The organism is Deinococcus humi (assembly GCF_014201875.1).
Lineage (GTDB): Bacteria > Deinococcota > Deinococci > Deinococcales > Deinococcaceae > Deinococcus > Deinococcus humi.
The window spans coordinates 12,461-39,109 of the sequence record NZ_JACHFL010000020.1; the positions used below are offsets into that span (position 1 = coordinate 12,461).

Annotated in this window: 30 protein-coding genes and 1 pseudogene; 15 read left to right on the forward strand and 16 right to left on the reverse strand. The window is 66.6% G+C overall.

From position 1 onward, the window contains the following. Positions 1-34: 34 nt before the first annotated feature. From HNQ08_RS22940 to HNQ08_RS22970, 7 genes are all read right to left on the reverse strand, one after another. Positions 35-1,840, reverse strand: a complete 1,806-nt coding sequence (locus HNQ08_RS22940; RefSeq protein WP_184137275.1) for a type IV secretory system conjugative DNA transfer family protein — start codon at positions 1,838-1,840, stop codon at positions 35-37. After that, entirely contained in the window at positions 1,837-2,262 is a 426-nt protein-coding gene (locus HNQ08_RS22945) for a hypothetical protein (protein ID WP_184137277.1), read from the reverse strand. The genes HNQ08_RS22940 and HNQ08_RS22945 overlap by 4 nt, the downstream gene beginning before the upstream one ends. A 15-nt stretch (positions 2,263-2,277) precedes the next feature. Further along, positions 2,278-2,997 (reverse strand): hypothetical protein, encoded by a 720-nt coding sequence (locus HNQ08_RS22950; protein WP_184137280.1) that lies wholly within the window; start codon positions 2,995-2,997, stop codon positions 2,278-2,280. Between the two features lie 5 nt (positions 2,998-3,002). Beyond that, positions 3,003-3,482, reverse strand: coding sequence for a hypothetical protein (locus tag HNQ08_RS22955; protein ID WP_184137282.1), 480 nt, complete (start codon positions 3,480-3,482; stop codon positions 3,003-3,005). Positions 3,483-3,965: 483 nt separating this feature from the next. Continuing rightward, a complete protein-coding gene (locus HNQ08_RS22960) occupies positions 3,966-4,469 on the reverse strand; it encodes a hypothetical protein (protein WP_184137284.1) in 504 nt (167 codons plus the stop codon). 117 nt (positions 4,470-4,586) lie between these two features. Then, positions 4,587-4,901, reverse strand: coding sequence for an HNH endonuclease (locus tag HNQ08_RS22965; protein WP_184137286.1), 315 nt, complete (start codon positions 4,899-4,901; stop codon positions 4,587-4,589). Positions 4,902-5,359: 458 nt separating this feature from the next. Next, positions 5,360-5,971 (reverse strand): TetR/AcrR family transcriptional regulator, encoded by a 612-nt coding sequence (locus HNQ08_RS22970; RefSeq protein WP_184137288.1) that lies wholly within the window; start codon positions 5,969-5,971, stop codon positions 5,360-5,362. A gap of 229 nt (positions 5,972-6,200) precedes the next feature. Here HNQ08_RS22970 and HNQ08_RS22975 point away from each other — a divergent pair, with 229 nt between their 5' ends. The 6 genes from HNQ08_RS22975 (at position 6,201) to HNQ08_RS22995 (ending at position 11,521) form a co-directional block, all read left to right on the forward strand. Beyond that, positions 6,201-7,172: an alpha/beta hydrolase family protein gene (locus HNQ08_RS22975; protein WP_184137290.1), complete on the forward strand. Its 972-nt coding sequence runs from the start codon at positions 6,201-6,203 to the stop codon at positions 7,170-7,172. 234 nt (positions 7,173-7,406) lie between these two features. Beyond that, positions 7,407-8,351: an alpha/beta hydrolase family protein gene (locus HNQ08_RS22980; protein ID WP_221284419.1), complete on the forward strand. Its 945-nt coding sequence runs from the start codon at positions 7,407-7,409 to the stop codon at positions 8,349-8,351. A 159-nt stretch (positions 8,352-8,510) separates the two neighbouring features. After that, a complete protein-coding gene (locus tag HNQ08_RS22985) occupies positions 8,511-9,353 on the forward strand; it encodes an SDR family NAD(P)-dependent oxidoreductase (protein WP_184137292.1) in 843 nt (280 codons plus the stop codon). Between the two features lie 93 nt (positions 9,354-9,446). Next, on the forward strand, positions 9,447-9,668 hold the full coding sequence (locus HNQ08_RS27190) for a TMEM175 family protein (protein ID WP_221284421.1): 222 nt from the start codon (positions 9,447-9,449) through the stop codon (positions 9,666-9,668). 6 nt (positions 9,669-9,674) lie between these two features. Further along, entirely contained in the window at positions 9,675-10,055 is a 381-nt protein-coding gene (locus HNQ08_RS27195; RefSeq protein ID WP_221284423.1) for a TMEM175 family protein, read from the forward strand. Between the two features lie 185 nt (positions 10,056-10,240). Continuing rightward, a complete protein-coding gene (locus tag HNQ08_RS22995; RefSeq protein ID WP_229790189.1) occupies positions 10,241-11,521 on the forward strand; it encodes an MFS transporter in 1,281 nt (426 codons plus the stop codon). 206 nt (positions 11,522-11,727) lie between these two features. On the opposite strand, the gene HNQ08_RS23000 is transcribed toward HNQ08_RS22995, so the two are convergent. The 4 genes from HNQ08_RS23000 to HNQ08_RS23015 form a co-directional block, all read right to left on the reverse strand. After that, positions 11,728-12,579: a helix-turn-helix domain-containing protein gene (locus HNQ08_RS23000; RefSeq protein ID WP_184137294.1), complete on the reverse strand. Its 852-nt coding sequence runs from the start codon at positions 12,577-12,579 to the stop codon at positions 11,728-11,730. A 305-nt stretch (positions 12,580-12,884) separates the two neighbouring features. After that, entirely contained in the window at positions 12,885-13,841 is a 957-nt protein-coding gene (locus tag HNQ08_RS23005; protein WP_184137296.1) for an NAD-dependent epimerase/dehydratase family protein, read from the reverse strand. An 83-nt stretch (positions 13,842-13,924) separates the two neighbouring features. Next, entirely contained in the window at positions 13,925-14,527 is a 603-nt protein-coding gene (locus tag HNQ08_RS23010) for a TetR/AcrR family transcriptional regulator (RefSeq protein WP_184137298.1), read from the reverse strand. 98 nt (positions 14,528-14,625) lie between these two features. Further along, a complete protein-coding gene (locus HNQ08_RS23015; protein ID WP_184137300.1) occupies positions 14,626-15,549 on the reverse strand; it encodes an AraC family transcriptional regulator in 924 nt (307 codons plus the stop codon). A gap of 208 nt (positions 15,550-15,757) precedes the next feature. Between HNQ08_RS23015 and HNQ08_RS23020 the strand changes: the two genes are divergently transcribed. Together HNQ08_RS23020 and HNQ08_RS23025 are read left to right on the forward strand one after the other, a co-directional pair. Continuing rightward, entirely contained in the window at positions 15,758-16,540 is a 783-nt protein-coding gene (locus tag HNQ08_RS23020) for an SDR family oxidoreductase (protein WP_221284424.1), read from the forward strand. A gap of 1 nt (position 16,541) precedes the next feature. Next, positions 16,542-17,444: an SDR family oxidoreductase gene (locus tag HNQ08_RS23025; RefSeq protein ID WP_184137302.1), complete on the forward strand. Its 903-nt coding sequence runs from the start codon at positions 16,542-16,544 to the stop codon at positions 17,442-17,444. A gap of 114 nt (positions 17,445-17,558) precedes the next feature. On the opposite strand, the gene HNQ08_RS28345 is transcribed toward HNQ08_RS23025, so the two are convergent. The 5 genes and pseudogenes from HNQ08_RS28345 to HNQ08_RS23050 all read right to left on the reverse strand — a co-directional run bounded on the left by HNQ08_RS28345 (position 17,559) and on the right by HNQ08_RS23050 (position 19,751). After that, entirely contained in the window at positions 17,559-17,957 is a 399-nt protein-coding gene (locus tag HNQ08_RS28345; RefSeq protein WP_425321371.1) for an integrase core domain-containing protein, read from the reverse strand. After that, the gene (locus HNQ08_RS23035; protein WP_229790190.1) at positions 17,932-18,447 is read right to left on the reverse strand and encodes a response regulator; all 516 of its coding nucleotides are present in this window, start codon (positions 18,445-18,447) and stop codon (positions 17,932-17,934) included. The genes HNQ08_RS28345 and HNQ08_RS23035 overlap by 26 nt, the downstream gene beginning before the upstream one ends. Positions 18,448-18,509: 62 nt before the next feature. Continuing rightward, positions 18,510-18,755, reverse strand: a complete 246-nt coding sequence (locus tag HNQ08_RS23040) for a hypothetical protein (RefSeq protein WP_184137306.1) — start codon at positions 18,753-18,755, stop codon at positions 18,510-18,512. Between the two features lie 229 nt (positions 18,756-18,984). Next, a pseudogene (locus tag HNQ08_RS28350) lies at positions 18,985-19,125 on the reverse strand (IS110 family transposase); the annotation flags it as partial. A 362-nt stretch (positions 19,126-19,487) separates the two neighbouring features. Continuing rightward, positions 19,488-19,751 (reverse strand): winged helix-turn-helix transcriptional regulator, encoded by a 264-nt coding sequence (locus HNQ08_RS23050; RefSeq protein ID WP_229790194.1) that lies wholly within the window; start codon positions 19,749-19,751, stop codon positions 19,488-19,490. 168 nt (positions 19,752-19,919) lie between these two features. Here HNQ08_RS23050 and HNQ08_RS23055 point away from each other — a divergent pair, with 168 nt between their 5' ends. From HNQ08_RS23055 to HNQ08_RS23085, 7 genes are all read left to right on the forward strand, one after another. Further along, positions 19,920-20,822 (forward strand): SDR family oxidoreductase, encoded by a 903-nt coding sequence (locus tag HNQ08_RS23055; RefSeq protein WP_184137310.1) that lies wholly within the window; start codon positions 19,920-19,922, stop codon positions 20,820-20,822. Next, a complete protein-coding gene (locus tag HNQ08_RS23060; RefSeq protein WP_184137312.1) occupies positions 20,819-21,769 on the forward strand; it encodes an NADP-dependent oxidoreductase in 951 nt (316 codons plus the stop codon). Before HNQ08_RS23055 ends, HNQ08_RS23060 begins: the two co-directional genes overlap by 4 nt. 343 nt (positions 21,770-22,112) lie before the next feature. Further along, positions 22,113-23,168, forward strand: coding sequence for a GGDEF domain-containing protein (locus tag HNQ08_RS23065; protein ID WP_184137314.1), 1,056 nt, complete (start codon positions 22,113-22,115; stop codon positions 23,166-23,168). A 148-nt stretch (positions 23,169-23,316) separates the two neighbouring features. After that, positions 23,317-23,562 carry a hypothetical protein gene (locus HNQ08_RS23070; protein WP_184137316.1) on the forward strand — a complete coding sequence of 82 codons (246 nt, stop codon included), beginning with the start codon at positions 23,317-23,319 and terminating at the stop codon, positions 23,560-23,562. A gap of 250 nt (positions 23,563-23,812) precedes the next feature. Further along, positions 23,813-24,772: an HD domain-containing phosphohydrolase gene (locus tag HNQ08_RS23075; RefSeq protein ID WP_229790191.1), complete on the forward strand. Its 960-nt coding sequence runs from the start codon at positions 23,813-23,815 to the stop codon at positions 24,770-24,772. Between the two features lie 514 nt (positions 24,773-25,286). Continuing rightward, on the forward strand, positions 25,287-26,033 hold the full coding sequence (locus tag HNQ08_RS23080; RefSeq protein WP_184137318.1) for a hypothetical protein: 747 nt from the start codon (positions 25,287-25,289) through the stop codon (positions 26,031-26,033). Further along, positions 26,030-26,590: a GTP-binding protein gene (locus HNQ08_RS23085; RefSeq protein ID WP_184137320.1), complete on the forward strand. Its 561-nt coding sequence runs from the start codon at positions 26,030-26,032 to the stop codon at positions 26,588-26,590. Before HNQ08_RS23080 ends, HNQ08_RS23085 begins: the two co-directional genes overlap by 4 nt. The last annotated feature ends 59 nt before the right edge of the window (positions 26,591-26,649 follow it).

The window sequence follows — 26,649 nt, forward strand, 5'->3', positions numbered from 1 at the left end:
CTACCCCTCAGAGGTCCAATCCAACCATCAGACCCTAGAAGCCGATCAGCGGCTCCTCTTCGTGTCGCTCCCCCATGCCTGCGGACGACTTTCCGGAGGCGGCGGCCCCGTCAAGATCAGCCGTCTGGGGGGTGGTGGCCGCCTGATCCGCTCCAACGGATGGTGTCACCTGAGCCGCTTGCGGCTCCAACGCGGCGCGGTTGACCCGCGTGACCGGCGGAGCCTCAGCCGCCACCTCAGCCCTTTCCGGCGTTTCCAGATCATCGGAAACGTCAATCTCTGGCAGGGGAAAGGCCTGAGCCACCTCAAAGCTCTTGAACCGCCACGGCTCCAGGCGGTGCGCGAAGATCGGCGGCAGCTCGTTGGTCAGGATGACGCTGTGGGTGGGCTTGAGCTGGCCGAACTCGGCGGCGGTGATCAGCTCCCGTGTCGTCAACCGGACGCCGCTCGACAGTTCATGCGCGTGTTCCTGCTTGTTCAGGCTGCGGTCTTCCACCATGTACTGCCCGCAACTGTTGGACACGAAGGCGGCGGTGCTTTCCTTGTCCGACTCGTTGCGGTCCACGGATGGCAGGAAGATCTTGGTGTGGATGTTATCGAGCAAGGTGGTCTTGCCGCCCCGGCCCCAGCGCTCGCCGAGCTGTGCGAGGCTCTGCACGTACATGCACAGGTAAATACCCCGGCCTGACACGGTGGCGCTGTAGTCGGGCAGGTTGTGCGGCGTCGCCCGGTAGGCCTCGTCGAAGATGCCCAGGGTTTTGACGCCGTGCTGCGAATAGTGCGGCACATTCAGGTCATAGGTGCGGAGCATGGTCCGAATGATCGAATCCACCACCAGATTGAACAGGGGGAGGGTCAGATCGAGTTCCGACTCCCGGAAGACCAGGTACACCGTCACGGGCCGGTCCATCAGGTCCCTGGCGCGGAAATCGCTGGCACTGGTCATGTGGATCACGCCGTCGGTGGTGAGGTACTGGGCCGCCGTGACCAGGCGCTGCCAGCTGTTTTTGAGAAAGCGGTCATTTTCCGCTGCCGCCCAGTCCATCTTGTCGGGCGCTTTCGACAGGAAAGCCGTCAGCCACTTGCTGACCATCCGGTCGCCCAGCTTGTGCAGCTTCAGGGCCGCGCCTTTAAGGCCCTCGGCGTCGTACAGCAGTCCGTCCAGGGTGGGAATGACCGGCCAGCCGTTCACCTTGGCGGCCTTGATGATGGCGGCCAGCGCGGCAGCGGCCCGCTGCGCGAACACGGCGTTCTCGCCGTCCTGATCCGGCGACATGAAGGCGGTGGCCGCGCTGAAAATCTGCTCGTCGGTTTCCATCTCCGCGAAGGGGTCAAAGCGGTGGCTGCGCTCGAAGCTGCTGGGATTGAGGATGATCACTTTTTGCCCCAGCACGTCCTGCCGGTAGCCCGCCGTCGCCTCGCTGATCTCGCCCTTGATGTCCACAACGAGGGCGCTGCCCCGCCATTGCAGCAGGTTGGAGGTGATGCTCAGGCCTTTGCCGCTGCGGTTGGGGCCGAACCACATGAAATGGCCCAGTTCCTTTTTGCCCGCCGAGCCGGGCCGCACCGCCAGCAGGGTGCGGTAGGCGGACCCGATCAGCACTCCGTCTCCTTCCAGAGGACGGTGCGTGAGGGTGTCCAGTTCGGCGGGCCGGGCGAAGTGGCCGTCGTAACGGCGCTCGGCCACCGTGTCTTTGAAGTTGTGGACGAACCAGAATCCAGCCAGCAATGAGGCCAGGGCCAGCGGCCACAGGCCCAGCATGAACAGCGCCAGCGACGCGCTGACCACCAGCATGGCGAGCAGGTAGCGCAGCATGAACTTCGCGTAGTTGACCCTCACAGGGCGCGCCGGGGTGGGGTGGGCGAGTGAAGCTTGGCCGCCTCGACTTTCGCCGCGTTGACGCGGGTGTCGCGCATCGCCACCACTTCAGGCCGCCACACCAAACCGAGCAGGGCGCTGAGGACGCTGAACAGCAGCCCGCCCAGGAGCAGGGCCTTGATCGGCAGCGGGGCGCTCCAGCTCCAGGTCACGAGAAAGGTTTGCAGGCACCCGCTGGAGCGAAAGCAGTGGTCCAGGTAGCCGAAGCTGAATGAGCCGCCCTGGTGACTCTGTTCATAGGCCCGCTTCACCGTGGCGGCGGCCCGGCTCAGGTCCGGCTGCAAGCTCATCAGGATCAGCAGCAAGAAGAGGACGGTGGAGACGATCCCCAGCCACTTGGTGAGCATGGGGCGCATGTCCACGTACATGGTTTGCAAACGCATGGATGGACCTCCTGGTCAACCGAATTGAATGTCGATGGTCTTTTTCTGGTCGGATGACTCGCTCTCCTCGATGCCGCGCGGCGTTCCGCCAGATGAAGTGGTTTGATCTGCGAACCTTTCTTTCCAACTCTCCTCCAGGTGGCGGTAGAGCCGACTGTGGAACTGCTGCTCCAGATCACCCGTTTTCCGCAGGGCCAAGAAGTCCTCACGGGTGAGGCGGGTGTCTCTGGGCAAGACGACATGGGCGTGCGGATGTTCGGTGTGTCCGGTGTGGCCGGCATGCACCGCCAGGTAGTAGCGGCTGACACCCTGGGCGTGAAGCAGCGCTGTGGCCCAGCGTTCGGTGTCCTTTTCGGACATGCTCCGGTCACCGCTGCTGAGAACGACGTGGTAGAGGTATTTCGACCGGTCCGCCGCCAACCGCTCGAACAGGGCCTGCCGCTGCTCCGGGTGGGCCTGGAGGTTGACGCGGCCTTCCGGCATGACCAGGTCACGGCTGATGCGATGGGCATGTTCGTAGTCCGGGCGGGTGGTGAAGTAGTCGATGTTTCGCAGGACGGCGCTGGCCCGGCCCCGGCCTGGATTCGCGCCTGTGGCGGGAAGCGTACGGTAGCGGGCTTTGACGACGGTTTGGAGCCCTGGCCGCTGGCTCCGTCCAGTGGTGGGCGGCTGAACGTTCCGGCTGCCCCGCGCCTTGCGGCTGCCCAGCACATCGTCTATGTCCGTGTGCCTCACGGGCGTCATTCCAGGCCCTGTTCGTCAGCGCCCGTGAGCCTTTGTTGTTTGTCGGCGTGCAGGCCCGCGCTCTGGCGGTACACCTCGTTCAGCGTGGTCAGCTCGTCAACGTGTTTGCGGCTGGCGGCCCAGGTCTGGCTCCACTGTTTTTTCTCGATGGCCTTGATGCGTTCCACGGACATGGGCGTTTCATAGTGCATGGCGGCCTGCACCATGCGGCGCGCGGTTCCAGCTTCCATGTAGGTTCTGACCTGGAAGTCGAAGGTGCGCTCTAAAAACTGTTGCAACTCCTGTCGGATCACCTGCCGGACCGTGGGCAGCACCAGGGCCTCACCCGCCTCGTTCGCCTCCGCCTGGGCGGCGTAGGACAGCAAGGCCCCGCCCAACTCGGTCAGCGGCATGCCGGACTCTGCGGCTTTGGCCCGCAAAAAGCTGGCCACCTCTCCTGACACCCGCACCTGAATCTTTTCTGTTGCGTCCCTCATGTCGCCTCCTGCTTACAGATATTAGCGTAAATATCCGCAATTAAAGAGGCACTTGTGCAGCTGCTGAACACAGAATCTGTTCACAGCAGGCAGATTCTGGAAAAAGACCCGCCAGCAAACGGAAAATGAATGGGCGGAATCGGACCCTTATCCTGCCTTACGCACCTCAACACGAAACTGCCCCATACCCACCTTCAAAAACGGTCCTGGCAGGACCGCTGGCCGCCCGCTCCTCAAGTAAGACTTCCGGCCACCCCAACGGGCGGCCTCCCGCCAGTGGCGGGACCTGTCATGGCCCCACTTCAACACCGCCGTTCAAGCCCACGAGGTCTGGGCTAAGGCCCTGGCGTTTGCGCCTTCCCTGCCCAGGCGGAGGCGTTCACAGCCTTCCTTGTCGCCAGGCCATAGGACCGTCGGCTCACGCCTTGCCACGCCACTGCGCGCCGCCTGAGCTCTCAGTTCTGCTGATGGTTTAGATCAAGATCAGTCTTCGCCAGTTGAGGGGGTTGTTGGGTGACCTGCGCCTCGCTCAGAGCCTTGACGGGGCTGAGACTGCGCGGCCATGTTCTCGGCCCCAGCGTCGCCCAGCTTGGGCTTGGACCGCGTTTGCCGGACCTTGGGACGCTTCACAGCGGTTCGCGCCGCCACCCGTGCCTGGAGCTGCTCACGGTACTGTGCGGCCACCCGGTCAAAGTCCACTGCGCCGCTCGTCACGTCGTCGGCATGGGCCACCACCCCCTGTCTGGCCCGGTGTAATGCCAGTGAACGCACCGTCTTGTCATACCACCGGTCAAAGGAAAGATCGGTTCTGACCAGATCGTCCTTGCATTTTCGGCAACCGATGGTGAAGGAGTCGGCAACGGGAACAGCCACGATCTCGCCCGTCCGCAAAGCCGCTTGATACTCCCGGTAAAAGCGGACGGCGGCCACCCCTTCGGGCAGGGCGTCGATGAGGGCTGAAACTGCCTGGAGAGCTTGCTTTGTCATAGCGATAGTCTAGCAGCAATAGTAGATATTTACATAAATATCAACAGGAGGGAGGATGATCCCTCCCAGCCGCCGTCCTCACCCGCTTGCTTGGTAGTGGCCGCCCGTCCCCGCAATTTAGAAGGGGAGCACGCTCTCGAACAGCGTGCCCTGACGACACTCGGTCACGTCGCGGAACAGCTCGGGGAACAGGCTGGGCATTCCCTTTCGGGCGCAGCGCAGGTGGTACTCGATGTGGGCGTGGTAGCGCTGGCTGGGCAGCACCAGCAGGTTGGCCGGATCGTTGTTGGTGCTGTCGCCGTCGCGGTGGTGGACGATCTCGCCGGGGGCCAGGGGACGGGCCAGCAGCTGCTCGGCCAGGACACGGTGCAGGGAGCGGACTTTGCCCGTCGCCTTGTCGCGTGTCTTGCGGTAGACCTTGCGGCGCTTCATGCTCCTTGACTCCTTACGCCTCGACCCTTCAGTGACGTCTCACATAGCTTGAAATCAGGTCCAGTCTACCCGGCCGAGTGATCCTCAGCCACCCAGTCCTTCGCTCCCCCACAGGCGAGGCTGTGGCGGGCTTCTCACCCCGCGTCGGCATCATCAGGCATGTCCCTCCGATGCCTGTGCTTCGCAGGAGCGCTACTCCTTAGTAGCGCCTCAGTGCAGTCCACCGTCATGCCCGCCGCCGCAGCCCAGTAACTGCTCCAACGCGTGATGGGAGGCGATCAAGCGGCGCCGGATGTGCAGCTTATTGGGGGAACCTGAGAATCAGAGCAGCGGATTACTATCGTAAGAAAAGTACAACTGGAGGGTGATGTGCTTTAGCTTTGGTGCTGCCATGTCTGGTGCTCACCGGAGTGCATTCTACCTCCGCCAGTAGAGCGGAACCTCCTGCTGGTATTCCGCTAGGTCGGCGACGCGGACTGCATTTGCAGTCCGGCAACAAGCAGGCTGACCAGCCGACGGGCATCGTAGCGAGGGTCACCGCCAGCGCCGACGCAGAGGTTACCTACGCCGCGCATCAGGGCGTAGGGCTCCAGGCCAGGGTGAATCTCCCCGGCCTGAGCGGCGGCGTCCAGCAACCCGGCACACACTGGCACTAGGCGGTCGAGGAAGTAGGCGTGCAGCGTGTCGAAGCCGGCCTTGTCGGACTGCATGACGGCCGCAAGCCCGTGTTTGGTGGTCAGGAAATCCACGAAGAGGTCGATCCACTGTCCAAGCGCGGCGTAAGGACTGGCGCTGCTCGCCAGGAGCTGTGGACCGGCTTCAGCGCAGGCCTCGACCTGATAACGATAGACCGCGACGATCAGGTCCGCCCGAGTCGGGAAGTGCCGGTAGATCGTGCCCACCCCGACCCCGGCTTTGAGCGCGATCTCGCGCACCGGCACATTCACGCCGGACGTCACGAACAGGGCGGCGGCGGCGTCGAGCAGCGTCTGCTGGTTGCGCCGGGCGTCGGCCCGTTTGGGCTGGGCGGCTTGCCGTGCTCGCTCATCACTGTCGGTCAAGGTCTCCATCTTTCTACTCCTTGGCTTGACAAACGGAACAATGTTCCGTATCGTATCGGAACGTCGTTCCGCTTACCCCAGGCTAACACAGCCGGACGGCATCGGGTACACAGCAGTTCAAGAAGGCAAGTTTCGTGAGCCCGGAGCGACGTCCAGGAGCACACGTCATGTGTGTCCACGTCCATTGCCAATGGTTGACCCAGACCAGCGGCGAACCTCAAGAAAGGAAGTTCAGACCATGAGCCAGCCAAGCCACCGAGCCGAAACCATACCCGTCAGCGCCTCCACTCCGGTCGTCTCGGTCGCCCCGGTGGTGCTGCCCGCTCCAGGGCGCACCGTGGACTTGCAGATGCGGGTGTCCGCGCCCATGACCGGCCGCGACCTGCCCATCGTCCTCCTCTCGCACGGCCACGGCAACTCGAACAACCTCTCCTCCCTGAACGGCTACGGCCCGCTCGCCCACTTCTGGGCGTCTCACGGCTTCGTCGTGATCCAGCCCACCCACCTGAGTTCGAAGACGCTGCGCGACGTCGTCAACCCGAACGACCCCGAGGCCCCCCTCTTCTGGCGGTCGAGGGCCGAGGACATGAGGCGCATCCTCGACGGGCTTAACGTCATCGAGGCATCTGTCCCGGGGCTTCAGGGGCGTCTGGACCGCAGCCGGATCTCTGTCGCCGGGCACTCGATGGGCGGACACACCGCGGGGATGCTGCTCGGTGCTCGGTACACCGATCCCCACGACGGAACGGAAGTGGACCTGGCCGACGCCCGGATCAAGGCGGGGGTGCTGCTGACCCCACCCGGTGGAGGCGGGGCCGACCTCAGCGCGTTCGCAGCCGAACGGTACCCCTTTTTCCTGAACCCCAGCTTCGCGGAGATGACGACGCCAGCCCTCGTCGTGGTGGGCGACCGGGACGCCTCCCCCCACTTGACGGTTCGTGGGCCGGATTGGCATGCGGACCCCTACGTCCTGAGTCCCAGCCCCAAGTGCCTGTTGACCCTGTTTGGCGCAGAACACGGCCTGGGCGGAGTGGCTGGGTACGACGCGGCGGAAACGACGGACGAGAGCCCCGAGCGTGTGGAGGCGGTGGGGCGGCTGACCTGGGCCTACCTGCGCAGCGCGCTCTACCCCGGAGACCCTGCCTGGGAAGATGCGACTGAAGCCTTGAAGAACAGTCCCCATCCACTGGGGCGGGTCGAACGCAAGTGAAGCGCTGAGCGGTGCAGGGTTGGGGGCTTCGTCCACCGGGGACCGCTCCGGCCGTCTCTCCCTCCAAGCCGAAATTCTCCATTCTGCCGCGCCCGTCCCCGCCGGAGTGACCGCTTCGACGCCCAGCGGTGGACCTTCCCAGGTGATTGGCGGGCTCGTTCTTCTCCTTCAACCGTGGAGCACGAACGAGGTTCCCGTCCTGTTTGCAAAGCAAGGCCTCACAAGGAGATGTTCATGAGCCAATCCACTGTTTTACCTGCTGCGGCCTCCACCAGTACGCCTGCTCCCGTTGTATCGGTCAGTCCGGTGGTCCTGTCCGCTCCAGGCCGTGGCGAGGACTTGCAGGTGCGAGTCTCCGCCCCCGCGACCGGGCGCGAATTGCCGATCATGGTCTTTGCGCACGGCTTTGGTGCTTCCTGCAACAGTTATGCCCCTCTTGTGAACTTCTGGGCGGCGCACGGCTTCGTCGTGATCCAGCCGACCTTTCTCGACTCCAAGACGCTGGGGCTCAGCCCGGAGGACTCCCGGACCCCCTCGATCTGGCGGTTCCGGGTCGAAGACATGAAACGCAGTCTCGACGGCCTCGATCTCATCGAAGCTTCCGTGCCGGGGCTTCAGGGGCGCCTCGACCGGAGCCGTGTCGCCGCCGCCGGTCATTCGTACGGTGCTCAGACGACGGGGATGTTGTTGGGCGCGCGGGTTCTCGATTCCGGCGGCTTCCCGGGAAAGGACATGTCCGACCCGCGCATCAAGGTGGGCGTGCTGCTTTCGGCCACGGGCCGGGGGGGTGAGGATCTCACTCCGTTTGCGGCCGAGCATTTTCCGTTCATGAACCCGAGCTTCGCGGAGATGACGACCCCGGCCCTCGTGGTGGCGGGCGATCAGGACGATTCTCCGCTGAGCGTTCGTGGACCGGATTGGTTCACGGATGCCTACACCTTGAGCCCGGAGGACAAGTGTCTGGTGACGTTCTTCGGAGCAGAACACATGCTCGGCGGAATTTCCGGAGACCTCGTGACAGAAACGACGGACGAGAACCCGGAGCGTGTCGCCTGGGTCCAACGGCTGACCTGGGCCTACCTCCGCAGCGCGCTCTACCCGGGAGACCCCGCCTGGTCCGCCGCGTGTGCCGCGCTCATGGACAGCCCCAAGCCGCTGGGCCGGGTCGAATGGAAGTGAAGCGCCGAGGGGTGGGGGAACTCAGGGGTGACCACACGGATGGCCTCCGGCGGCCCGCCAAGGTGGCGGAAACCAGTGACCATGGAGAGGAACTGATTTTTAGGGTCAGGTGTGCCGGGCAGTTCCCTCTCTCACAAGCCCAAAGTCAAGGAGAATCGTATGGCTGAGAAAATCTGGTTCATCACCGGCGCCTCCCGCGGTCTCGGGCGCGTCTGGGCCGAAGCCGCTCTGCAACGTGGCGACCGGGTGGCCGCCACCGCCCGCAGGGTCGCCGATCTGGCCGACCTGACCGAGCGTTACGGCGACGCCGTCCTGTCCCTGGCGCTCGACGTGACCGCCGCCGAGCAGGCCACGCAGGCGGTCGGGCAAGCCCACGCCCACTTTGGCCGATTGGATGTCGTCTTGAACAACGCGGGCTACACCCTGGTCGGCATGGTTGAAGAAGCGAGCGACGCCGACGTGCACGCGCTGTTCGACACGAACGTCTACGGCATGCACCGGGTCATTCGGGCCGCGCTGCCGCTGCTGCGCAGTCAGGGCAGCGGACACCTCATCGGCGTCTCCAGCACCCTCGGCATCGTCCCCAGGCCACTCATCGGCCTGTACTGCGCGACCAAGGCCGCCACCGAATCGCTGCACGAAAGCCTGGCGGCGGAAGTGAAGCCGTTCGGCCTCAAGGTGACGCTGATCGAACCGGGCGCCTACGCCACCGAATTTGGCGCCTCGAGAAAGGAAGCGACGGCCCTGGACGCCTATGCCGATCTCCGTCAGCAGGTGTTCGGGAGACTCGTGAACGAGAACCGCGGGGCCCCCCGGGCGACCGCGCAGGCCGTCCTCCAGCTCGTGGACGCCGAGACTCCGCCCCTGCGGTTGATCCTGGGCAGCGAATCGTTGCCCGAGGTGCGGACGACCTATGCCGGGCGCCTGGCCGTCTGGGAGGAGTGGGCGGCGGTCTCGAACGCCGCCCAGGGCGAGCAGAAGAATCCTGCCGCGCTGTCCTGAAGGACCAGCCATGCCGCAACGACGATCCTCCACGGGGGTCTGCTCAGCTTCTGTCACCGGTCAGGGTGAACCGGTGAAGCGCGCGGTTCTTCCATGACCACCCGCGTGGAAGCCTTCAGCGACGCCGTGTTCGCCATCATCACCATCATGGTGCTGGAGCTGCCCCATCCGCAGGGGCAGGCGTGGTCGAGCCTGCTGCGGGTGTGGCCCACCTTCCTCGCCTACGTGCTGAGCTTCGTACTCGTCGGCCTCGCCTGGACCAACCACCACCACCTGCTCCGCTCGGTGCGTCAGACGTCGAACCGCTTGCTCTGAGCCAACTTGAACCTGCTGTTCTGGCTCTCGCTGTTGCCCTTCGTGACCGGTTGGGCGGGCGAGACGCATTTCGCCCCCGTCCCCATGACTGTCTACGCCGCCGACGCACTGCTCAATGCCGTGGCGTTCAGCGCGCTGATTCACGTCATCCGTCACGACCCCGCCAACCCCCCGCAGGGCCTGGGGCGTCGGGGCAGGATCGCCGCCTCGCTGGTCGCCTACGTCGTGTCCGTGGTGGCTCCCGTGGCCGGACCGGTGGGCGTGTGGGTGTCCGGGCTGTGCCTTGTCTTCGTGGCGCTGACGTGGCTGGCGCCGGACCGGCGCAGCGGGCAGGCGGCGGAGAAATCGGGCCAGGGCCACACGGTGCTGGCAAGGAGACCGCGATAGGCCGTTGAACTGGGTGTGACGGGAAGCCAAACCACCTTCGTTTCCCCCTCCATGTCGTCCCGGATTCGCTCTGACTGTCTCCACCTGAAACTGTCCACTTCTTGGAGCCACTGGCGACCAGTGGCTTCACCCCCATCCGACCCGCAAGCAGGGGGAGGGGGATGCATGAAAAACGGAGGACCTCCATGCCCATTCAAGGATCAGACCTGTTGAAGAACTCGCGTCGTTCTGGGATGTGGAACGGCCATACCAGGGCCCAGGCTGCCGACACCATGCGGACCACCACGCTCGACTCAGGACCCCTGATCCAGCTCACGCTGCTGCTGCTCTCGGCGCTGACGGTGATGGCGGCGGCGGCTATCGCGCCCGCCCTGCCTGCCCTGGAGGCACACTTCGCCGGGGTGCCGAACGCCCACCTCCTGGTCAAACTCCTCGTCACCCTCGTCGGGTTGGTCATCGCGCTGACGGCCCCCATCGCTGGAATGCTGGCCGACCGGTTCGGGCGCCGCCCGGTGCTGATCATCGCACTGCTGCTCTTCACCCTGGGCGGGGCCAGCGGCCTGATCTTCAGCTCGCTGGGCGCGCTGCTGGCGGGGCGAATCGTGCTGGGGCTCGCGGTCGCGGGCACCATGACGGCCACCGGCGCGCTGATCAACGACCTGTTCAGCGGCCCTGCGCGGGGCCAGTTCCTGAGTCGTCAGGCAGCGGCCACCAACTTCGGCGGCGCCGTGCTGCTGCCACTCGGCGGCGTGCTGGCCGGCTTCGGCTGGCGGGTGCCCTTCGGCCTGTACCTGCTGGCCCTGCTGCTGCTGCCGCTGGTCTGGCGCCTGCCCCCGGGCGTGCCGGGGGCAGGCGCCAGCGAGACCGGAAAGGTCAGGCCGCGCTGGGGCCTGATCGGGCTGGTGTACGCCCTGGCCCTCCTGTACATGCTCACCTTCTACCTGATGCCAACCCAGGGCCCCTTTCTGCTGGCGTTCCTGCACGTCTCGCCCGGCACCACCGGCCTGATCCTGGGGGGGTTTACCCTGGTCGCGGCCCTGACCTCGCTGCTGTATGCGCGCCTGGCGGGCCGCTTCGATGCGCGCCGGGTCGCGGCGCTGGGCTTCCTGTTGCTGGGAGCTGGTTGGCTGATCGTCTCACGGTCGGACGGTCTGGGCGGCGTGCTGCCGGGCCTGCTGGTCGGCGGCCTAGGCGCGGGGCTGGTGTTCCCCAACCTCTACGCCTGGCTGGCCGACGTGACTCCCGCCGCCTGGCGCGGGCGTATCACGGCGGGCATGAGCAGCGCGGTCTTCCTGGGCCAGTTTCTCAGCCCGCTGGTGCTGACCTCGCCTTCCGCTCGACCCGCTGTCGGCTTCGTTTGGGGCGCGGCATTGGCGGGCGTGGTCGGCCTGGGGCTGCTCGCCTCCAGCGTCTTTGGTCGCCGAGCACCAGCCGACCGGACCAACGCCCGGGAGCGCGTCACCTGACGCCGTGACAGCTCAGCCCACCGCGACCTCCACGAAAGCACGGGAGCAAAGGACCTGGTCTCCTGATCCGGCCTGATGGGTTCAGTTCAAGGTGCCTATCCGAGATAGTAAAACCTTGGGAGAACGACGTCGCTCAAGAACGTGCTGTTTTTGAGCAAAATTGTGCTTCCCGTCGGGATGTCAGGAGGGGCGACGTATGAGGACGCCTACTGCCGCAGGGCCGAGGGGGCAACGCCGAAGTGACGCCGGACGTGGTGGGTGAGGTGACTCTGGTGGGTGAACCCGACCGTGTTCGCGATGGTGACCAGGGAGAGTCTGGGCGTCGAGAGGAGGGTTCTGGCCCGCTCGCCGCGCCGGAGCACGATGTACTGGTGAGGAGTTGTCCCTGTGGCGCGCTTGAACTGGCGCGAGAAATGGTAGGGGCTGAGACCCGCCATCCCCGCCAGGGTGGCGAGGCTCAGGTCCTCGTGCAGGTGGTCGAGCACGTAATGGGCGACCCGTTCGAGCTTTCCCCTGGACAGGCCGTGCCTCGGCTCCTGGAGCGCCTTGTTCTCAGCGGAGTAGGTTCTCAGCAGGTGAACGGCGAGCACATTCACGAGGGACTCGACGTAGAGGCGCTCGGGCGGGTGCTCCCGCCGCAGTTCCGAACGCAGGGTCCCGGCGAGCTGCCGGATCAGGGGGTCGTCCGCGCTGCGATTTTCGACGATCTCCACGGACCCCCGGCGCAGGAGGTCACGGGTAGCCCGCTCCACGAAGGCCGGCGTCAGGTAGAAGATAAGGTGCTCGGCCTCCTGAAGCCACTCGCTGCCGTGCGGCTGGCCGCTCCCGATGATCGAGACGTTCCCGTCCCCCAGCAGGCGGGTGAGCTGCCGACCTCCTGCCGTCTGCCACGTCGAGAGACAAGCCGTATTCTCGTAGCAGACATCGACGGAGATTTCGGGGTGGGCGTGTTCCGGAAAGTGGGTGGGCGCGATGGCCGCGCAAAAGAGGCCGATCCCTTCGACGAAGTTGGTGAGGTGGTAGGGAATGTCCGCACCGGATGCTCCGGAGTTCAGCACGTCAGCCTCCGTGGACGAGCCGTTGACCACTTCTGCTGGGGCTTGCCCGAGATGGGGTGGGCGAAGGGTGGACCGAGGAATGGCGGGGCGAACTTTGCTTCACCCGGCGACATGAGCGCGCGCCGTTTGGAGAAGTGGACACATGGTCAGGCGTCGACCTCCAAGAGTCTGAGGGACATCAAGACAAGTCCCCTGAAGTGGAGCCTTTCCACTCCTGACTGAATCGGGCTCGGTTGCCGTGAGATGGTTCGGCACTCCGGGCATGATGACCGGACGCCTCGTGAGCGGGAAGCAGGTGAACCCGTTCAAGCAGACTGGACCTGCCTGGACAGGAAGTCCCGGTACCACGCCACGGTCTGCGCGATCCCCTGCGCCAGCGGCGTCGGGTGGACGCCGAACTGACGCTCGAACGCCTCGGAGACCATGTTCTGCGGGAGGCGGTGCTGGTAGAGCATCTCCGCGTAGCTGTCCATAAAGGTCTGGTCGAAGGGCCCGTAGGCCTCAGCCCGCCGCAGGTTGTGAATCCGCAGCGGACGCCCCACCGTGTGGGCGACCAGCTCAAGCACCTCGTCTGTGGAGCGGGCGGGCACCGTCGGCAGGTGCCAGATGCGCCCGTCTCCTTCCGGGCGCTCGCCCAGGGTCGCCAGCCCGCAGGCCACGTCGCCGATGTAGGTGTAGCTGTGCGGGAGGCTGGTGTCGAGCATCGTCATGACCTCGCCCCCCGTCAGGGCCGCCGGGAACACCGCCCCGCCCAGGGTCGAGTTCAGGACGCCGGGCCCGTAGAAGTCCGCCGAGCGCCCGGCGACCACCCGCACCCGGCCCTGAGCGTGCGCCTGCAAGTAGCGCCGGTCGAGGTCGGCGCGCAGCCGGCCCTTGACGGTGGTGGCGGCCCAGGGCGTGTCCTCGGTGAGGTGCTCGCCGCCCACCTCGCCGTAGGGGTACAGGGTGTCCAGCACCACCAGCCGGGCCCCGTGGCGTTCGGCGGCCTTCAGGATGGCCTCACCGATGCCGGGCATCAGTCGGGGTTGCAGGTGGTAGGGGACGTTCACGCAGTGGTAGATCACCGAGGCCCCCTGGGTGGCTGAGGTGGCGGCGTCCGCGTCGCTCAGGTCAGCGCTGGCGTGTTCCGCCCCAGCGGGAGGCCGGGTGTCGGCGCGGCGATCCACCAGGCGGACCCGGTGGCCCCGGCGAACGAGTTCGGCAGCCAGGGTGGTGCCGGCAGGGCCAGCGCCGAGGACGACATGCAGGTCAGTAGAGGTCATGGGGTCTCCTTGAGGGATGGCGAGAGGGCAAATGAAATTCCAGCGGTAATTCTTCTATCAATGATAGAAAGGAGGGCAAAAAATCAGGTCATAGGAGCCTCCCAGCTTCTGAGCAGCGCGGAGACGGCATGCTCGGCGAGGCTCCGGGCGCGCTCGAAGCCGATGTCCTCCAGCAGGCCGAGCGTCGCCATGCCATGCAGGACGCCCCAAGCGGTTTCGCTGGCGGCCAGGGGGTCGGGCAGCGAGACGCCCTTGTGCCGCGCCCACGCGCCGATGGCCTCCAGCGTCAGACGGATCACCCCGGAGGCGGCCTCATGCCGCGCGCGACCGTCCAGCCGGACGCCGCCGAGGCCGGTCATCAGTTCGTAGAGGGCGGGGTGGTCCTGCGCGAAACGCAGGTACGCCCGGCACAGCCCGCGCAGCCGCCGCTCGGGGTCGGGTTCGGCCCCCACGGCTTGCAGGGCGAGGAGCAGGCGGTCGTAGCCCTGCTCCATGACCGCTTGTAGGGCAGCCTCCTTGCCGGCGAAATACTGGTAGATGATGGGTGAGGTGTACTCCACGGCGTCGGCGATGCGGCGAATGGTGACCGCCGGCCAGCCTTCCCGCTCGCCGATGGTGAGGGCGGCCTGGAGGATGCCCTCACGGGTCGCCTGCTTTTGCCTCGCTCTCCTGGCCTGGGCTGTCATCCTTCCTCCTGTAGGAAATCTATCACTGATAAGTATGGGCGGTCGGGATCGCCCCGTCAATCCCATCACCGTTCGGCGCGGCGCGCGGGCGGGGAGGGTCACGCTGCCCCCGGTACAACTGGGCCGCCCACCTGCCAGCGCATCACGTCCTGGCGGGGCGAGACCCCAAAGAGCCGGCGGTACTCGCGGCTGAACTGCGAGGGGCTGTCGTAGCCGACCCGAAAGCCGGCCCCGGTCACGTCCAGTTCCCGGCCCAGCAGCAGCCGGCGCGCCTCCTGGAGCCGCAGGCGCTTCTGAAACTGGAGGGGACTCAGGGCCGTCACCGCCTTGAAGTGGTGGTGGAAGCCCGACACGCTCATGTGCACGTCCCGGGCCATCTGCTCCACCCGCAGGGGCCGGTCGTACTCCCGCACCAGCCGCTCGATAGCGGTGGCGATCCGGTGGGTCTGCCCGGCCGCCTGCACCATCGCCCGCAGTCGGCCCCCCTCCGGGCCGACCAGCAGCAGGTACCCTAGTTCACGCAGGATCAGCGGGGCCAGCGCGGGAATGTGCTGCGGCGTGTCCAACAGGCGAACGAGTCGCAGCACGGCGCCTTGGACCAGCGGTTCGAGAGCGGTCACCACCAGGCCAGCCTGGCTGCCCGCGCCCGGTGCCGTCTCCGGAAACTCCACCGCCAGGGCCGCGATCAGGGCCGGGGCGAGGTCCACGTGCAGCGCGAGGTGAGGCCTGTCCGGTGACGCTTCGAGAATCCGGGCGGTGAGCGGGAGGCTGACCGAGACGAGGAGCAGGTCCTCCGGGCCGTACGCCAGCGACGCCTCTCCCTGCTGCACAAGCTTGCGGCCCTGCGCGACCAGGCACACCGAGGGCGTGTAGACCGTGTGCACGGGCTCCGACGCGGCCACCGCCCGGTACAGGTGCAGACCGGGCACGGCGGTGGATTGCAGGCCCAGCCGGGTCGCATGGCGGGTGAGTAACTCGGTCAAGGTCAGTGGCTGGGCAGCGAGCACCGGGGAGACGGTCATAGCAGACAGTCTGCCCCACAGGGCGTCTCACCATTCCAGGCCACCTCACGGTCACCCCGATCCCGTTTGCAGGATCAGGCAAGTTCTCTCCAGCATCGCGCTATCGGGCGGGGCGGGTTTTGGAGGAGAGTAGGCGGGCACGAACGGGGAGAACAGCTCTCGCTCACCTTCCCGCAGTGTCGTCACCTCACCCGCAGGCCCTGGCACGGTGCCGGGTCCCGCAGCTCTCATTCTGGAGGAATGTTCCATGACCACCCCCACCACCCCTGGGCGCGTCGCCATCGTCACCGGCGGGTCACGCGGTATCGGGCGCCAGAGCGCCGAGCGCCTCGCCGCCGACGGCCAGGCCGTCGTCATCGCCTACGCCAACAGCGATCAGGAAGCGAACGACGCCGTGGCCGCCATCCGGGCTGCCGGGGGCACCGCCACCGCCATCAAAGTCGATGTCTCAGACGAGCTGGCCGTCGAAACCCTCTTCGGCCGCACCGAGCAGACCTACGGCGGCGTCGATGTCGTCGTGCACGCGGCGGGCATCATGATCCTGAAACCGCTGGCCGAGTTCGGCGTGGACGACTTCGACCGGCTTCAGCGGGTCAACGTCCGGGGCACCTTTCTGGTGAACCAGCAGGCGGCCCGCCGGGTACGTGCCGGCGGCGCGATCCTCAACTTCTCCAGCTCGGTCGTGGCGCTGGCGCTGCCCACCTACGCGCCCTACGCCGCCACCAAGGGGGCGGTGGATGCCCTGACCCGCATCCTCGCCAAGGAACTGCGGGGCCGCGACATCACGGTCAATGCCGTGGCGCCCGGCCCCATCGCCACCGACCTGTTTCTGGACGGCAAGGACGAGGCCACCATCGAGCGGATGGCGAGGATGAACCCGATGGAGCGCCTGGGCACCCCGCAGGACGTCGCCGAGGTGGTGTCGTTCCTGGCCGGGCCGGGGCGCTGGATCAACGGTCAGGTCGTGCTCGTGAACGGAGGAGCGATCTGACATGCCCAAGACCATCGTCATCAGCGGGGCGAGCAGCGGGTTCGGGGCGCTGACGGCACGTGCCCTCGCCGACGCCGGGAATCTCGTCTACGCGGGCATCCGCGACACGCAGGGACGCAACGCGGGCGCCGTCCGCGACGCCCAGACCTACGCCCGCGAACACGGAGTGGACCTGCGCACCGTCGAGCTGGACGTGTCCTCGCAGGACTCGGTGGACGCCGCTGTCGCCCGGGTGCTCGCCGAGGCGGGCGGGCTCGACGTGCTCGTTCACAACGCCGGGCACATGGTGAGCGGCGCTGCCGAGGCCTTTACGCCGGAGCAGCTCGCGCAGGTGTACGACACCAACGTGCTGGGCACCCAGCGGCTGAACCGCGCGGCGCTGCCCCACCTGCGCCGCCAGGGGCACGGCCTGGTGCTGTGGGTGGGCAGCACCAGCAGCCGGGGCGGCACGCCCCCCTACCTCGCTCCCTACTTCGCGGCCAAGGCGGCGATGGACGCGCTGGCGGTGAGCTACGCGGCGGAACTGGCCCGCTTCGGCATCGAGACGAGCATCGTGGTGCCGGGCTCGTTCACCACGGGCACCAACCATTTCGCCAGCGCGGGGACGGCAGACGACAAGCAGAGGGCGGCGGAGTACGAGGAGAAGTACCCGGGCCTGCTGGAATCGGTCGCCGGGAAGCTCGCCGAGCTGGCGCCACCGGACGCGAGCGCCTCGCTGGTGTCGGATGAGATCGCCCGGATCGTGGCCCTGCCCGCCGGAGAGCGTCCCTTCCGCAGCCATGTGGACCCAGCGAACGACGGTTCGGAGGAGGTGAGTGCGGTGGCCGACCGGATTCGGGAGGAGTTCCTGACCCGCGTTGATCTGGCCGACCTGCTCCACCCCGTAATCCAGAACCGCGAGTGAGGGTCGATGGCAGAGACGGGAGGACCGGCTCACGCTACAGACCTTCGCGTAGCCAGGATGGGCGTGGCTTTGGGCTGGCCCCAAAAGTTGGACGGTTTCGAGTCGAGACTCGGCTCAGGTCAAGGGTACAACATCGGCTTTCCCTGCTCGCCCAGGGGACGGGCTGACGGCCACATTTGCGGTGTTGTCTCCGCAAAGGCGGGCGGCAGGCCGCCCCCTGGCCTGCTCAGCAAACTCGTCTGGGGTTCGGTAGCTGAGTGACGAGTGGGGTCTGCGGGCGTTGTAGAACGCCCGCCAATCGTCCAGGAGCTGAGCCGCCCCCGAAAACCGATCCAGGTCAGCTTGGAATCTCTGACGGGCGTGAGCCGAACCCAGTCCGCCCGCCGCCCTGCTGTTCCCAGGGTGGCGTGCCTCCCGGCCGTTTCCCCCTTGCCGCACAGCACCTGGTCCAGCGCATCCGGCCGCGCGACGCCGGCCCGCAGCCGCTTCAGCTGACCTGCACGACGAGGTCACGCAGCTGCGCGGCCGCGTCCAGATCCTTGACCACGTAGCCCCTGGCGCCCAGTGCCAGCGTCTGCGCCGCCAGCGCCGAGTGCACGTGGCCGCTCAACACCACCACCGGCACCCCTGAGGCCAGTTCCAGCGCACGGCCCAGCAGCTCCAGGCCCTGCCCATCCGGCAGACTCAGGTCCAGCACCAGCACCTCAAACGCTCCACCAGGCCAGCTTGTCATGGCGTCTGTGAACGTCGGCACCTCTTCAATCCGCCAGTCCACCCCCAGCAACACCAGCTCTTCGCGCAACAGCAGCGCGTCCATAGGGTGGTCCTCCACCAGCAGCACCCGCGTCACGCCGTCCCCCCGGACCTGGCGTTCAGGCACGGTGCTTCGCGGCAGTGAATCACCCGGTCCAGCCGGACGCGCCGCCGCTGAAGGTCTGCTGCGGGAACGCTCTGGAAGCCGCATGGTGCCCACCTGTCGTCCATACCCCAGGGTAGAGATCATTTGGCCTGCAAGCTCCGAGGCATGTGAATGGGCCTTGAGCGTCCTCTCAGCCGCGCCGCAGGTCAGTCTGTGGAGGGCTGGGGTGAGGTCCGGGCCGACGGGCTTTCAAGCAGCCGTTCAGCGTCAGAGTGCGTGGTGCGGACGGCGAGGACGTACAGGCGGTTGACCAGGCCCTCGAGCCGCTCGTCGCGCAGGGTGTGGGTCTCGAGGTGCTCGAGCAGCAGGTCGGCGATCAGGCGGTACTCGTCCGGGGTCAGTGAGAGGTCACAGGCGGGTGCGTCGGTGGGGAGGCTCCTGTGGTCTGTCATGTCTTCATTTTGAGTTCATGGAGGGGGCTGGACTGTGGGTCAGCACGCGGTGTGGGATTGACCGGTTGTCCTAACTGCAAAAAGGAAACACTTCGTTCATGTAGAGGGCCGTGTGGCCGTGGTGTGGTCTACCGGTTGCCGTTCTCCTCGGCCTATCGCTACCCCTGCACCTCTTTGGCGTCATGCCCGCGCGGCTTGAACTCCTGCGCTCCAGCAACCAGGTGGGCAGTCAAAGGCGCCGTGGCGGCACTTGAGATCGAACGCTGGCGTTCAGGATCACCAGTAACTTGCGCCTGCGCGCCACGAGCGCGACTTTCTTGGGTTTTCCTGGTGCGACGAGACGACGAAAAGCCGTCTGGAGCACCGGATTCAAACACTGCCAGGAGCAGGGGGGCGAGTTGATCCGTTTTGGCGAGACAACCGGTAGCTTTGGCGAAATCGCGAACCTGGCGCGCCTTGGCAATCACTACCGGCACGTCTCGTTCCGCCAGGGTGAGGACGACCTCCCGCTCCAGACCGCCAGTGACTTCCAACACGACGAGACCCGGGTTGAGTTCTCGGAGCTGGGCGGCCAGGGGTGTTGCACCTGCCTCCGAGTTCTCCGTCACCTAGATTTTCCCTGGAGGTCAAACTGCGACATTGAGGCGAACTGCGCTATTGCTCGGCCTTCTGGCCGGGGTTTTCATCGGTCTACCGCCCTGCGCCCCGGCCTGAACCGACCAGGTCTTCCGTTCACGTCCACTTTGCCCCCCATTCGGCCAGCGCCCGCACCACACTGCCCAACGCGCGGCCTTTGTCCGTCAGCGTGTATTCCACGCGCGGCGGAATTTCCGGGAACACCTGACGGGTCAACACACCCTGGGCCTCCAGATCGCGCAGGCGGTCCGTCAGGGTCTTGGGGCTGATGCCGCTCAGGCTGGACCGCAACTCACCAAAACGCCGCGTGCCTGAGAGCAAATCGCGCAGGATCAGGGTGGTCCACTTGCCCTCGATCACGGCCAACGCTCACTCCACCGTGCATTCGGGGCGATCCTGAATCTGGACGTCAAAGTTCATTTCAAGAAACTATAGCAGTTTCTGGAAACTGCTTCACAAATTGAAGCGTCCCTGTTAGCGTGGTTGACCTGATCCGCACCTTCACCGGGTCAACAGGGAGAACAGACCATGAGCGAATTGATCCTGACGTACGGCGCGGGTGGGGTGCAGGGGGCGCCCGTGGCCCATGGCCTGCTGGACGCCGGATACCGCGTGCGGGCACTGGTGACCAACCCAGGGAAGCACCGCGCGCTGGCCGAGAGGGGCGCGGAAGTGGTGGCGGGCGATCTGGCGGACCTGGACAGCCTGCGCCGCGCGACGCAGGGCGTGGACCGGGTGTTCCTGATGCTGCCGTTCTCGGGCGGCGGCAACCCGCTGGACTCCGCCAGCAACGCCATCCAGGCTGCGAAAGAACATGGAGTCAAGCTGCTGGTCCTCAACACCAGCGGGCAGACGCCCGCCGAGCCGACGGGAATGCCGATGATGGATTACCGCATTCATCTCGAGCAGCTGTTGCGCGACCGCGGCGTGCCGAGCATCATCCTGCGGCCCACGGCATACATGGAAAACTTCCTGGGCCCGTGGGTGCTGCCGCGCCTGAGGGCCCAGGCTGTGCTGGCCTATCCGGTGGAGGCTGAGCGCCCCACATCCTGGTTGGCCGCGCAGGACCTGGGACGCTTTGCCGTGGCCGCGCTGGGACGGCCTGAGTTGGCCGGGCAGGCCTTTGACCTGGGCGGCCCACAGGCGCTCCGCGGCGCGGACATCGCCGCCGCCTTTTCCCGCGCGCTGGGCCGCCAGATTCGGTACGAAGCCATCACCCCCGAGCAGTTCGGGGCGATCATGGGCCGCGTGATGGGACCGGAAGCCGAGGCCGGCATCGTCGCCGCCTACCGGGCCGGACAGGCCACCCCCATGGACGCGATGGTGGTGAAGATGGACCGTGTCCTGGCGCAGTTGCCCGTGGAACAGACCACCCTGGAGCAGTGGGTGCGTCAGCACGCAGACCTGTTCGCGCGGACCGGGCAGACATGAGGGCGGCCCGCTTCCACCGCTTTGGTGAGCCTTCAGTGCTGGACGTCGAGGAAGTGCCGTGGCCCGCCCCGAAGGGGGACGAAGTGCTGATCCGCGTTCACGGGTCCAGCATCAACGGTACCGACTTGAACCTGCGCGGCGGCGGGCTGGGTCTCCTCATGGCCGGGCAACTGCCGTTCACGCCTGGCTTCGATGTGTCGGGTGAGGTGGCCGGCTGCGGGCCAGCGGTCACCGCCTACCGTCCAGGAGACCGGGTGTACGCTCTGCTGGGGCACGGTGGGGGCGGCGCTGCCGACTACGTCACCGTGTCTCAGGCGCGCGTCGGACTGGCCCCGGACAGCGTTGATCTGGTCACGGCGGCGGCGGTGCCCCTGTCCGGCCTGACGGCCCTGCAAGCCCTGCGCGGCGAGGGGCACCTGCAACACAGCCAGGACAAAAAGCGGGTGCTGGTCTACGGCGCGTCCGGCGGCATCGGAGCGTTCGCGGTGCAACTGGCCCGGATCATGGGGGCGCACGTGACCGGTGTGGCCCGCGCGGTCAAGCTGGAGTATCTGCGTGAGCTCGGCGTGGACGAGGCCCTGTCCACCGACGAACTGGACTGGAACGACATCGGCCAGCCGTGGGACGTGATCCTGGACACGCCGCCCGCATTGAAGTTCAGCGCGGTCAACCACGCGCTGACCCCGCACGGCGTGCTGGTCAGTACCCGTGGCCTGCCCACCCGGCTGTCGGACGCTGCGGCCATGCTGCCGGGTGCCGCGCCGCGCTTTGCCGCCGTACGAACCGCCGAGCGTGGGCTGGATCTGGCTTTTCTGAGTCGCCTGATTGACCGCGGCGAATTAAAAGTGCCGGTGGACCGGGTGTTTGCCCTGGCCGACATTCGCGCCGCACATGAATATGCCGAGGGGCCGGAGGTGCGCGGGAAAGTGGTGCTGTCTTTGGAGTGATGGTTCACAGCATGCCCTGGCTCTGCGCAGCGGTCCTGGCAGGCACCGAAGCCTGACATGCGCTTGAAGCAGTCAGGTTCTGGACCGCCAGCGCTCACGTTCCCGCCGCGGCTTTGCAGTCCTCCCTGGCAGGGGTCTCTGAAGATGAACAACGCAAGAAACCCTTGGTCAGCACGGCGTTGAAAGCGTGTTGACCGCCGTTCATGCATGACCCACGCCGCAAATGTGATGACCTGGAAAGCCAGCGGCCTTTAAGCTCCACCCACACCCTGGACCGGTTGCAAGGGCTGGCGTGCCGCCGCCTCCCGTTTCCTTTGCCTCAGTGCTCCAGGGCCTCCTTGCCATGAACCTGCCACCTGCCCCAGCTCCTCCCCAGCCTGAACAGGCTTCCACGCTGCCTGCTGATCCAGCCGGGCTGGTGCGGTGGATTCCCCCGCTCGCGGCGGCCATCGGCCTGCTGATTCTGGTGTTCCTGCGCATCGCTGCCCCGCCGTACGTGGGCCTCCTGAGCCTGATCATTGTCTACGGCAGCCTGGCTCGGTTCGGCCCACGCACCTTCAGAGCCCCCCTGCTCCACAGCGCCGCGCCGGTCTACGCCCTCACCCTGCTGCTGGCCTGGGGCCTGGCGCTGTACCGGTTGCCGGACCATCCCGCCACGCCGATGGTCCGCCTGGCCGTTCTGCTGCACCTCACCACTGTGTACGTCTTTCTGTTTGTGCGGGGGTCACCGGCGGGCGCGGCCCGCTGGGCCTGGGGCACCCTGACCCTGCTGATTCTCACCGCACTGCCCCACGCCTGGCGGACGCTGGGTCAGACCGGGGTCTTCGACAGCCTGACCCTGCCGGTGACCCTGCTGTTTTCTCACGGCGCGCTGATCACGGCACTCCACCTGTTCAGCACCTTTCGGGAGCGGGCGGCCTACAGCGAGGGACGGGCACAGGCGCTGGATGAACTGGCCCACCGTGACGCGCTGACCGGCCTGCTCAACCGCCGCGCGCTCGAGCGTGACCTGGAGGCGGTGGTGGCCGCCTCCAGCGCGGGGCTGCGCCTGGCCGTGGTGGACGTCGACGGCCTTAAGGCGGTCAACGACCGTCTGGGACACGCGGCGGGGGACGATCTGCTGCGCCGGTTCGCTCAGGGCTTTGCGCAGGAGGTGGGCGCGCTCGGGCAGGTGTACCGGATCAGCGGAGATGAGTTCGCGCTGCTGTTGCCGGAAGGGGCACTCGCGGCCGAGGGCCTCATCGGCCGGGTCACCCAGACGGTGCAGGCGGTGTATCCGGGGGCGGCGGCCAGTGTGGGAACAGCCCGCTGGCGGGCCGGGGAAACGGCGGGGGCCTGGCTGTCGCGCGCGGACGGGGCGATGTACCGGCACAAGCGCCGGGGCGGTCCAGGCCGGTGAATCGGCCAACTCCACCCTTCGCCTGTCCGCAGCCAACGCCGCGACGGGCCGGCACCCCCCACCCATTCGATGATCCGCGGTGGGCGCAAGGAGACGGGGCGGGGACCGCTGGAGCCCGGCCCAGCACACAGCGTCAACAGGGGAAGGGATGAAGCATCCGGACGGCACGCCGATGACGCCCGAAGAGTGGAGTGTGGAGCGGCTGTGGCGCTGGGAACGACTGAACCGGCAGCAGCGCTCGTTGCACCCTGTCGCCCAGCGGTTCTTGCCTCTGTTCAAGCGGTACGCCGAGGGGGAGCTGGGCAACATGGCCGAGCTGATTGACGCGCTGGAACGTGACCAGGCCCAGCGCTGCACGCTGCAGAACCTGGACACCCCTGAAGGCTCCGAATAAAAGCCGCTTGCCCCACCAGCCCTTTCGGCGGTCACTGAGGACGATGGTGGCTGGCTCCAGCCCATCCCAGCCTCTGAGACAGGGTCTTCACCCAGCGCTGATGCGCCTCGTCGTGCCTGGTCATAACCCGGGGATGGTGGAGCACTCGAGTGCGCACCAGCGTTTGTGATCGGTCTCTCCCCCATTGGATGAAGTTTTTCGGCGTCCGCCCGGCCTTGATGCGCATCACGCCCCCCCCTACACTTCGCGGGTGACCCATCTGTCCCCCATGACGCTGGGGCCGGCACCGGAATACCGGCGTCTCGTCGAGGAGATGCCCATCATGCTCTGGACCGCCGACGCCGCCGGCCGCTGGACCCATGTCAATGGCCGCTGGACCGAGTACACCGGCCTGATCGGCGAGGCCCAGGGCTTCGGGTTTGAGGCCGCCCTGCACCCGGATGACGTGGCCCCCACCCTGGAAGTGTGGACCGCGGCCATTCACAGCGGACAGCCTTACGACATCGAATACCGGCTGCGCGATACCCACGGCCAGCACCGCTGGTTCGTCGTGCGAGGACGCAAGGTCAGCGCCCCAGGTGCGGACGACGTGACCTGGGTGGGCAGTTGCACCGACATCGACGCGCAAAAGCAGGCCGAGGTGGCCGCCCTGAACGCGCAGCGCGCCGCGGTGCGCGCCCTGGGATTGGCGCTGGAAGTGAGGGATGGAGATACCGGGGGGCACACGGACCGGGTGGTGGGGCAGGCCCTGGCCCTTGGACGGGCGTTGGGACTCGGTGCGGCGGATCTGGAAGCCCTCGAACTGGGCGCGACCCTGCACGACGTGGGGAAGATTGGCATTCCAGACCAGGTGCTGCGCAAGCCCGCTGCCCTGGACCTGGATGAGCGGATGCTCATTCAAGCCCATCCCGCCCAGGGCGCACGCTTCGCCGCCGCGCTGGGCCTCTTGCCACCCGCCGCGCTGGGGGTCATCCGCCACCACCATGAACGCTGGGACGGACAGGGCTATCCCGACGAACTGGCCTGGGACCAGATTCCGTTGCTGGCGCGCATCTTTGCGGTGGTGGACGTATACGACGCGCTGGTCAGCGTGCGGCCGTACAAGGCGGCCTGGACGCCGGAACAGGCTCAGGCGGAGATCGAGCGGCAGGCGGGCACCCAATTTGATCCGCAGGTGGTGCGCGTGTTCCTGGCACTGACTTCCGGGTGAGCGGCCTCTGTGCTGCGTTGTGAACAACCGATCCCCCATTCTCTTGCAAACGCAAGGGTCAGTGACACGCCCCTCCCCCGCCTTGAACAGGGCAGCGGGCACGCTCGAGCGGACCGTTTGTCCGGCCGCTGTCCTCGCGGCGCGGGCGGGCACCCAACCCGTGCCGCAAAGCTCACAGAACACTAACAGGCGCCGTTCGCCCGTCGGGCTTATTTTTTCCTCATTTTCCATCGTTCCAGCCGTTAGGAGGTCGATTCAGGCCCTACACAGCCGTGCTGGGCGGGGGCACCCGATGGGCGGCTGTGGCCGGTCAAGATCGCTGGCAACGGCGTTCTGCCCATGACTTCGCCTTGACGTCGTTCCTGAAGTGTAGGGCTTGATACCTCATTCAGGAGGACGCCCCGCCCAGTGATGAATTTGTCACATTGAACCGGATACAACTAAACCCGGCCAGCAGATGCTGCGGCTGCTTCCCGTCTCAGACACCCTTTCTCGTCTCTTACAAGGAGTTGATATGGCCCTGTTCGGCGACCTTAAACACCAAACGCTCGCTGACCTGGCAAAAGTCCTGCACCGCCACACCGGGACGTTGTTTTTTCATGCCGCCTATCAGGGCAAGACCGTTGAATTGGTGTTGAACAGAGGGCAGCTGCGTGCGATGTACCTGGACGGATTTCCGGTGGAAGCCCTGGCCCGGGCACGGGGCATCCTCTATCAGCTGCACACCCAGAGTCACGGGGCCTTCGAGTTCCACCGACAGGCCCTGCTCGTGGGCGACGTTCGTTTCTATGATCAGCCGTTCGCCAGCCTGGTTCACGAGCTGGTCGAGTCGGCGAGTCCTGGGACGACCGGACCGGTGATTCCCGACGATCAACTGCCGCATCCCGAGACACGCTTCGTGCCCGTGCCCCATTCCCCGCCCGTGCCCGGTTCGCTCGCGTCACTCTGGACCCTCGTGCAACCCCACCTGACGGGGGGCAGCAGCGCCGCCGAACTCGCGCCGCAGCTGGGGCTGTCACCACACGACATGCAGACGGTCCTGTACCGGCTGCGGGCCATGGACCTGATCGCGCCCCAGCGGGCGGCGGTCTCACGCCCACCACCCACGGCCCACCATCCGGCGCTGCCGCATGGACACGGGATCTTCACCGTAGATGACCTCGTGCCCGTCACGCTCCCCCCCACTTCTCCTGCCCCCCAACCGCTGGTGCAGCGTTTGCTGGGTGCGCTTCGCCGCTTCACCCAGGGAGGCGCCGCATGACCGCCACCGAGGCGCCGCTCAAGCTGGTGGTCTCCGGGCCTGTTGGCGCCGGCAAGACCACCTTTGTCCAGACCATCTCCGAGACCCCCGTCGTCGCCACCGAGGCCGAGGCCAGCGAGGACATCGGCAAGACACACACCACCGTCGCCTTCGACTTCGGCACCCTGCGCCTGGACGGTCAGGACGTGCACCTGTACGGCACGCCCGGCCAGGACCGCTTCAACTTCATGTGGGAAGTGTTGTGCGAGGGCGCCCTCGGACTGGTGCTGCTGGTGGCCGGAGACCGCCCCGAGGACTTTGCCCACGCCCGCAACATGCTCGATTTCATCACCAGCCGCATTCCGGTGCCGTTTCTGGTGGGCGTGACCCGGCAGGATCAGGCCTCGGTGTGGCTGCCGGAGGACGTGGCGTTGTACTTCGGCCTGCCTGAAACGCAGGTGGTGGGCCTGAACGCCACCTGCCCGGATCAGGTGCGCCGGACGCTGGCCACTCTGCTGGAACTGCAGCTGGCCCCAGCGCTGCGGACCGAACACCACCCTTCCCCCTTCATCCACTGACCCTTCTGAATTCGCCTTTTTTCACGTGTCCCGGGAGCACCCCCTTCCCGGAAAGGATC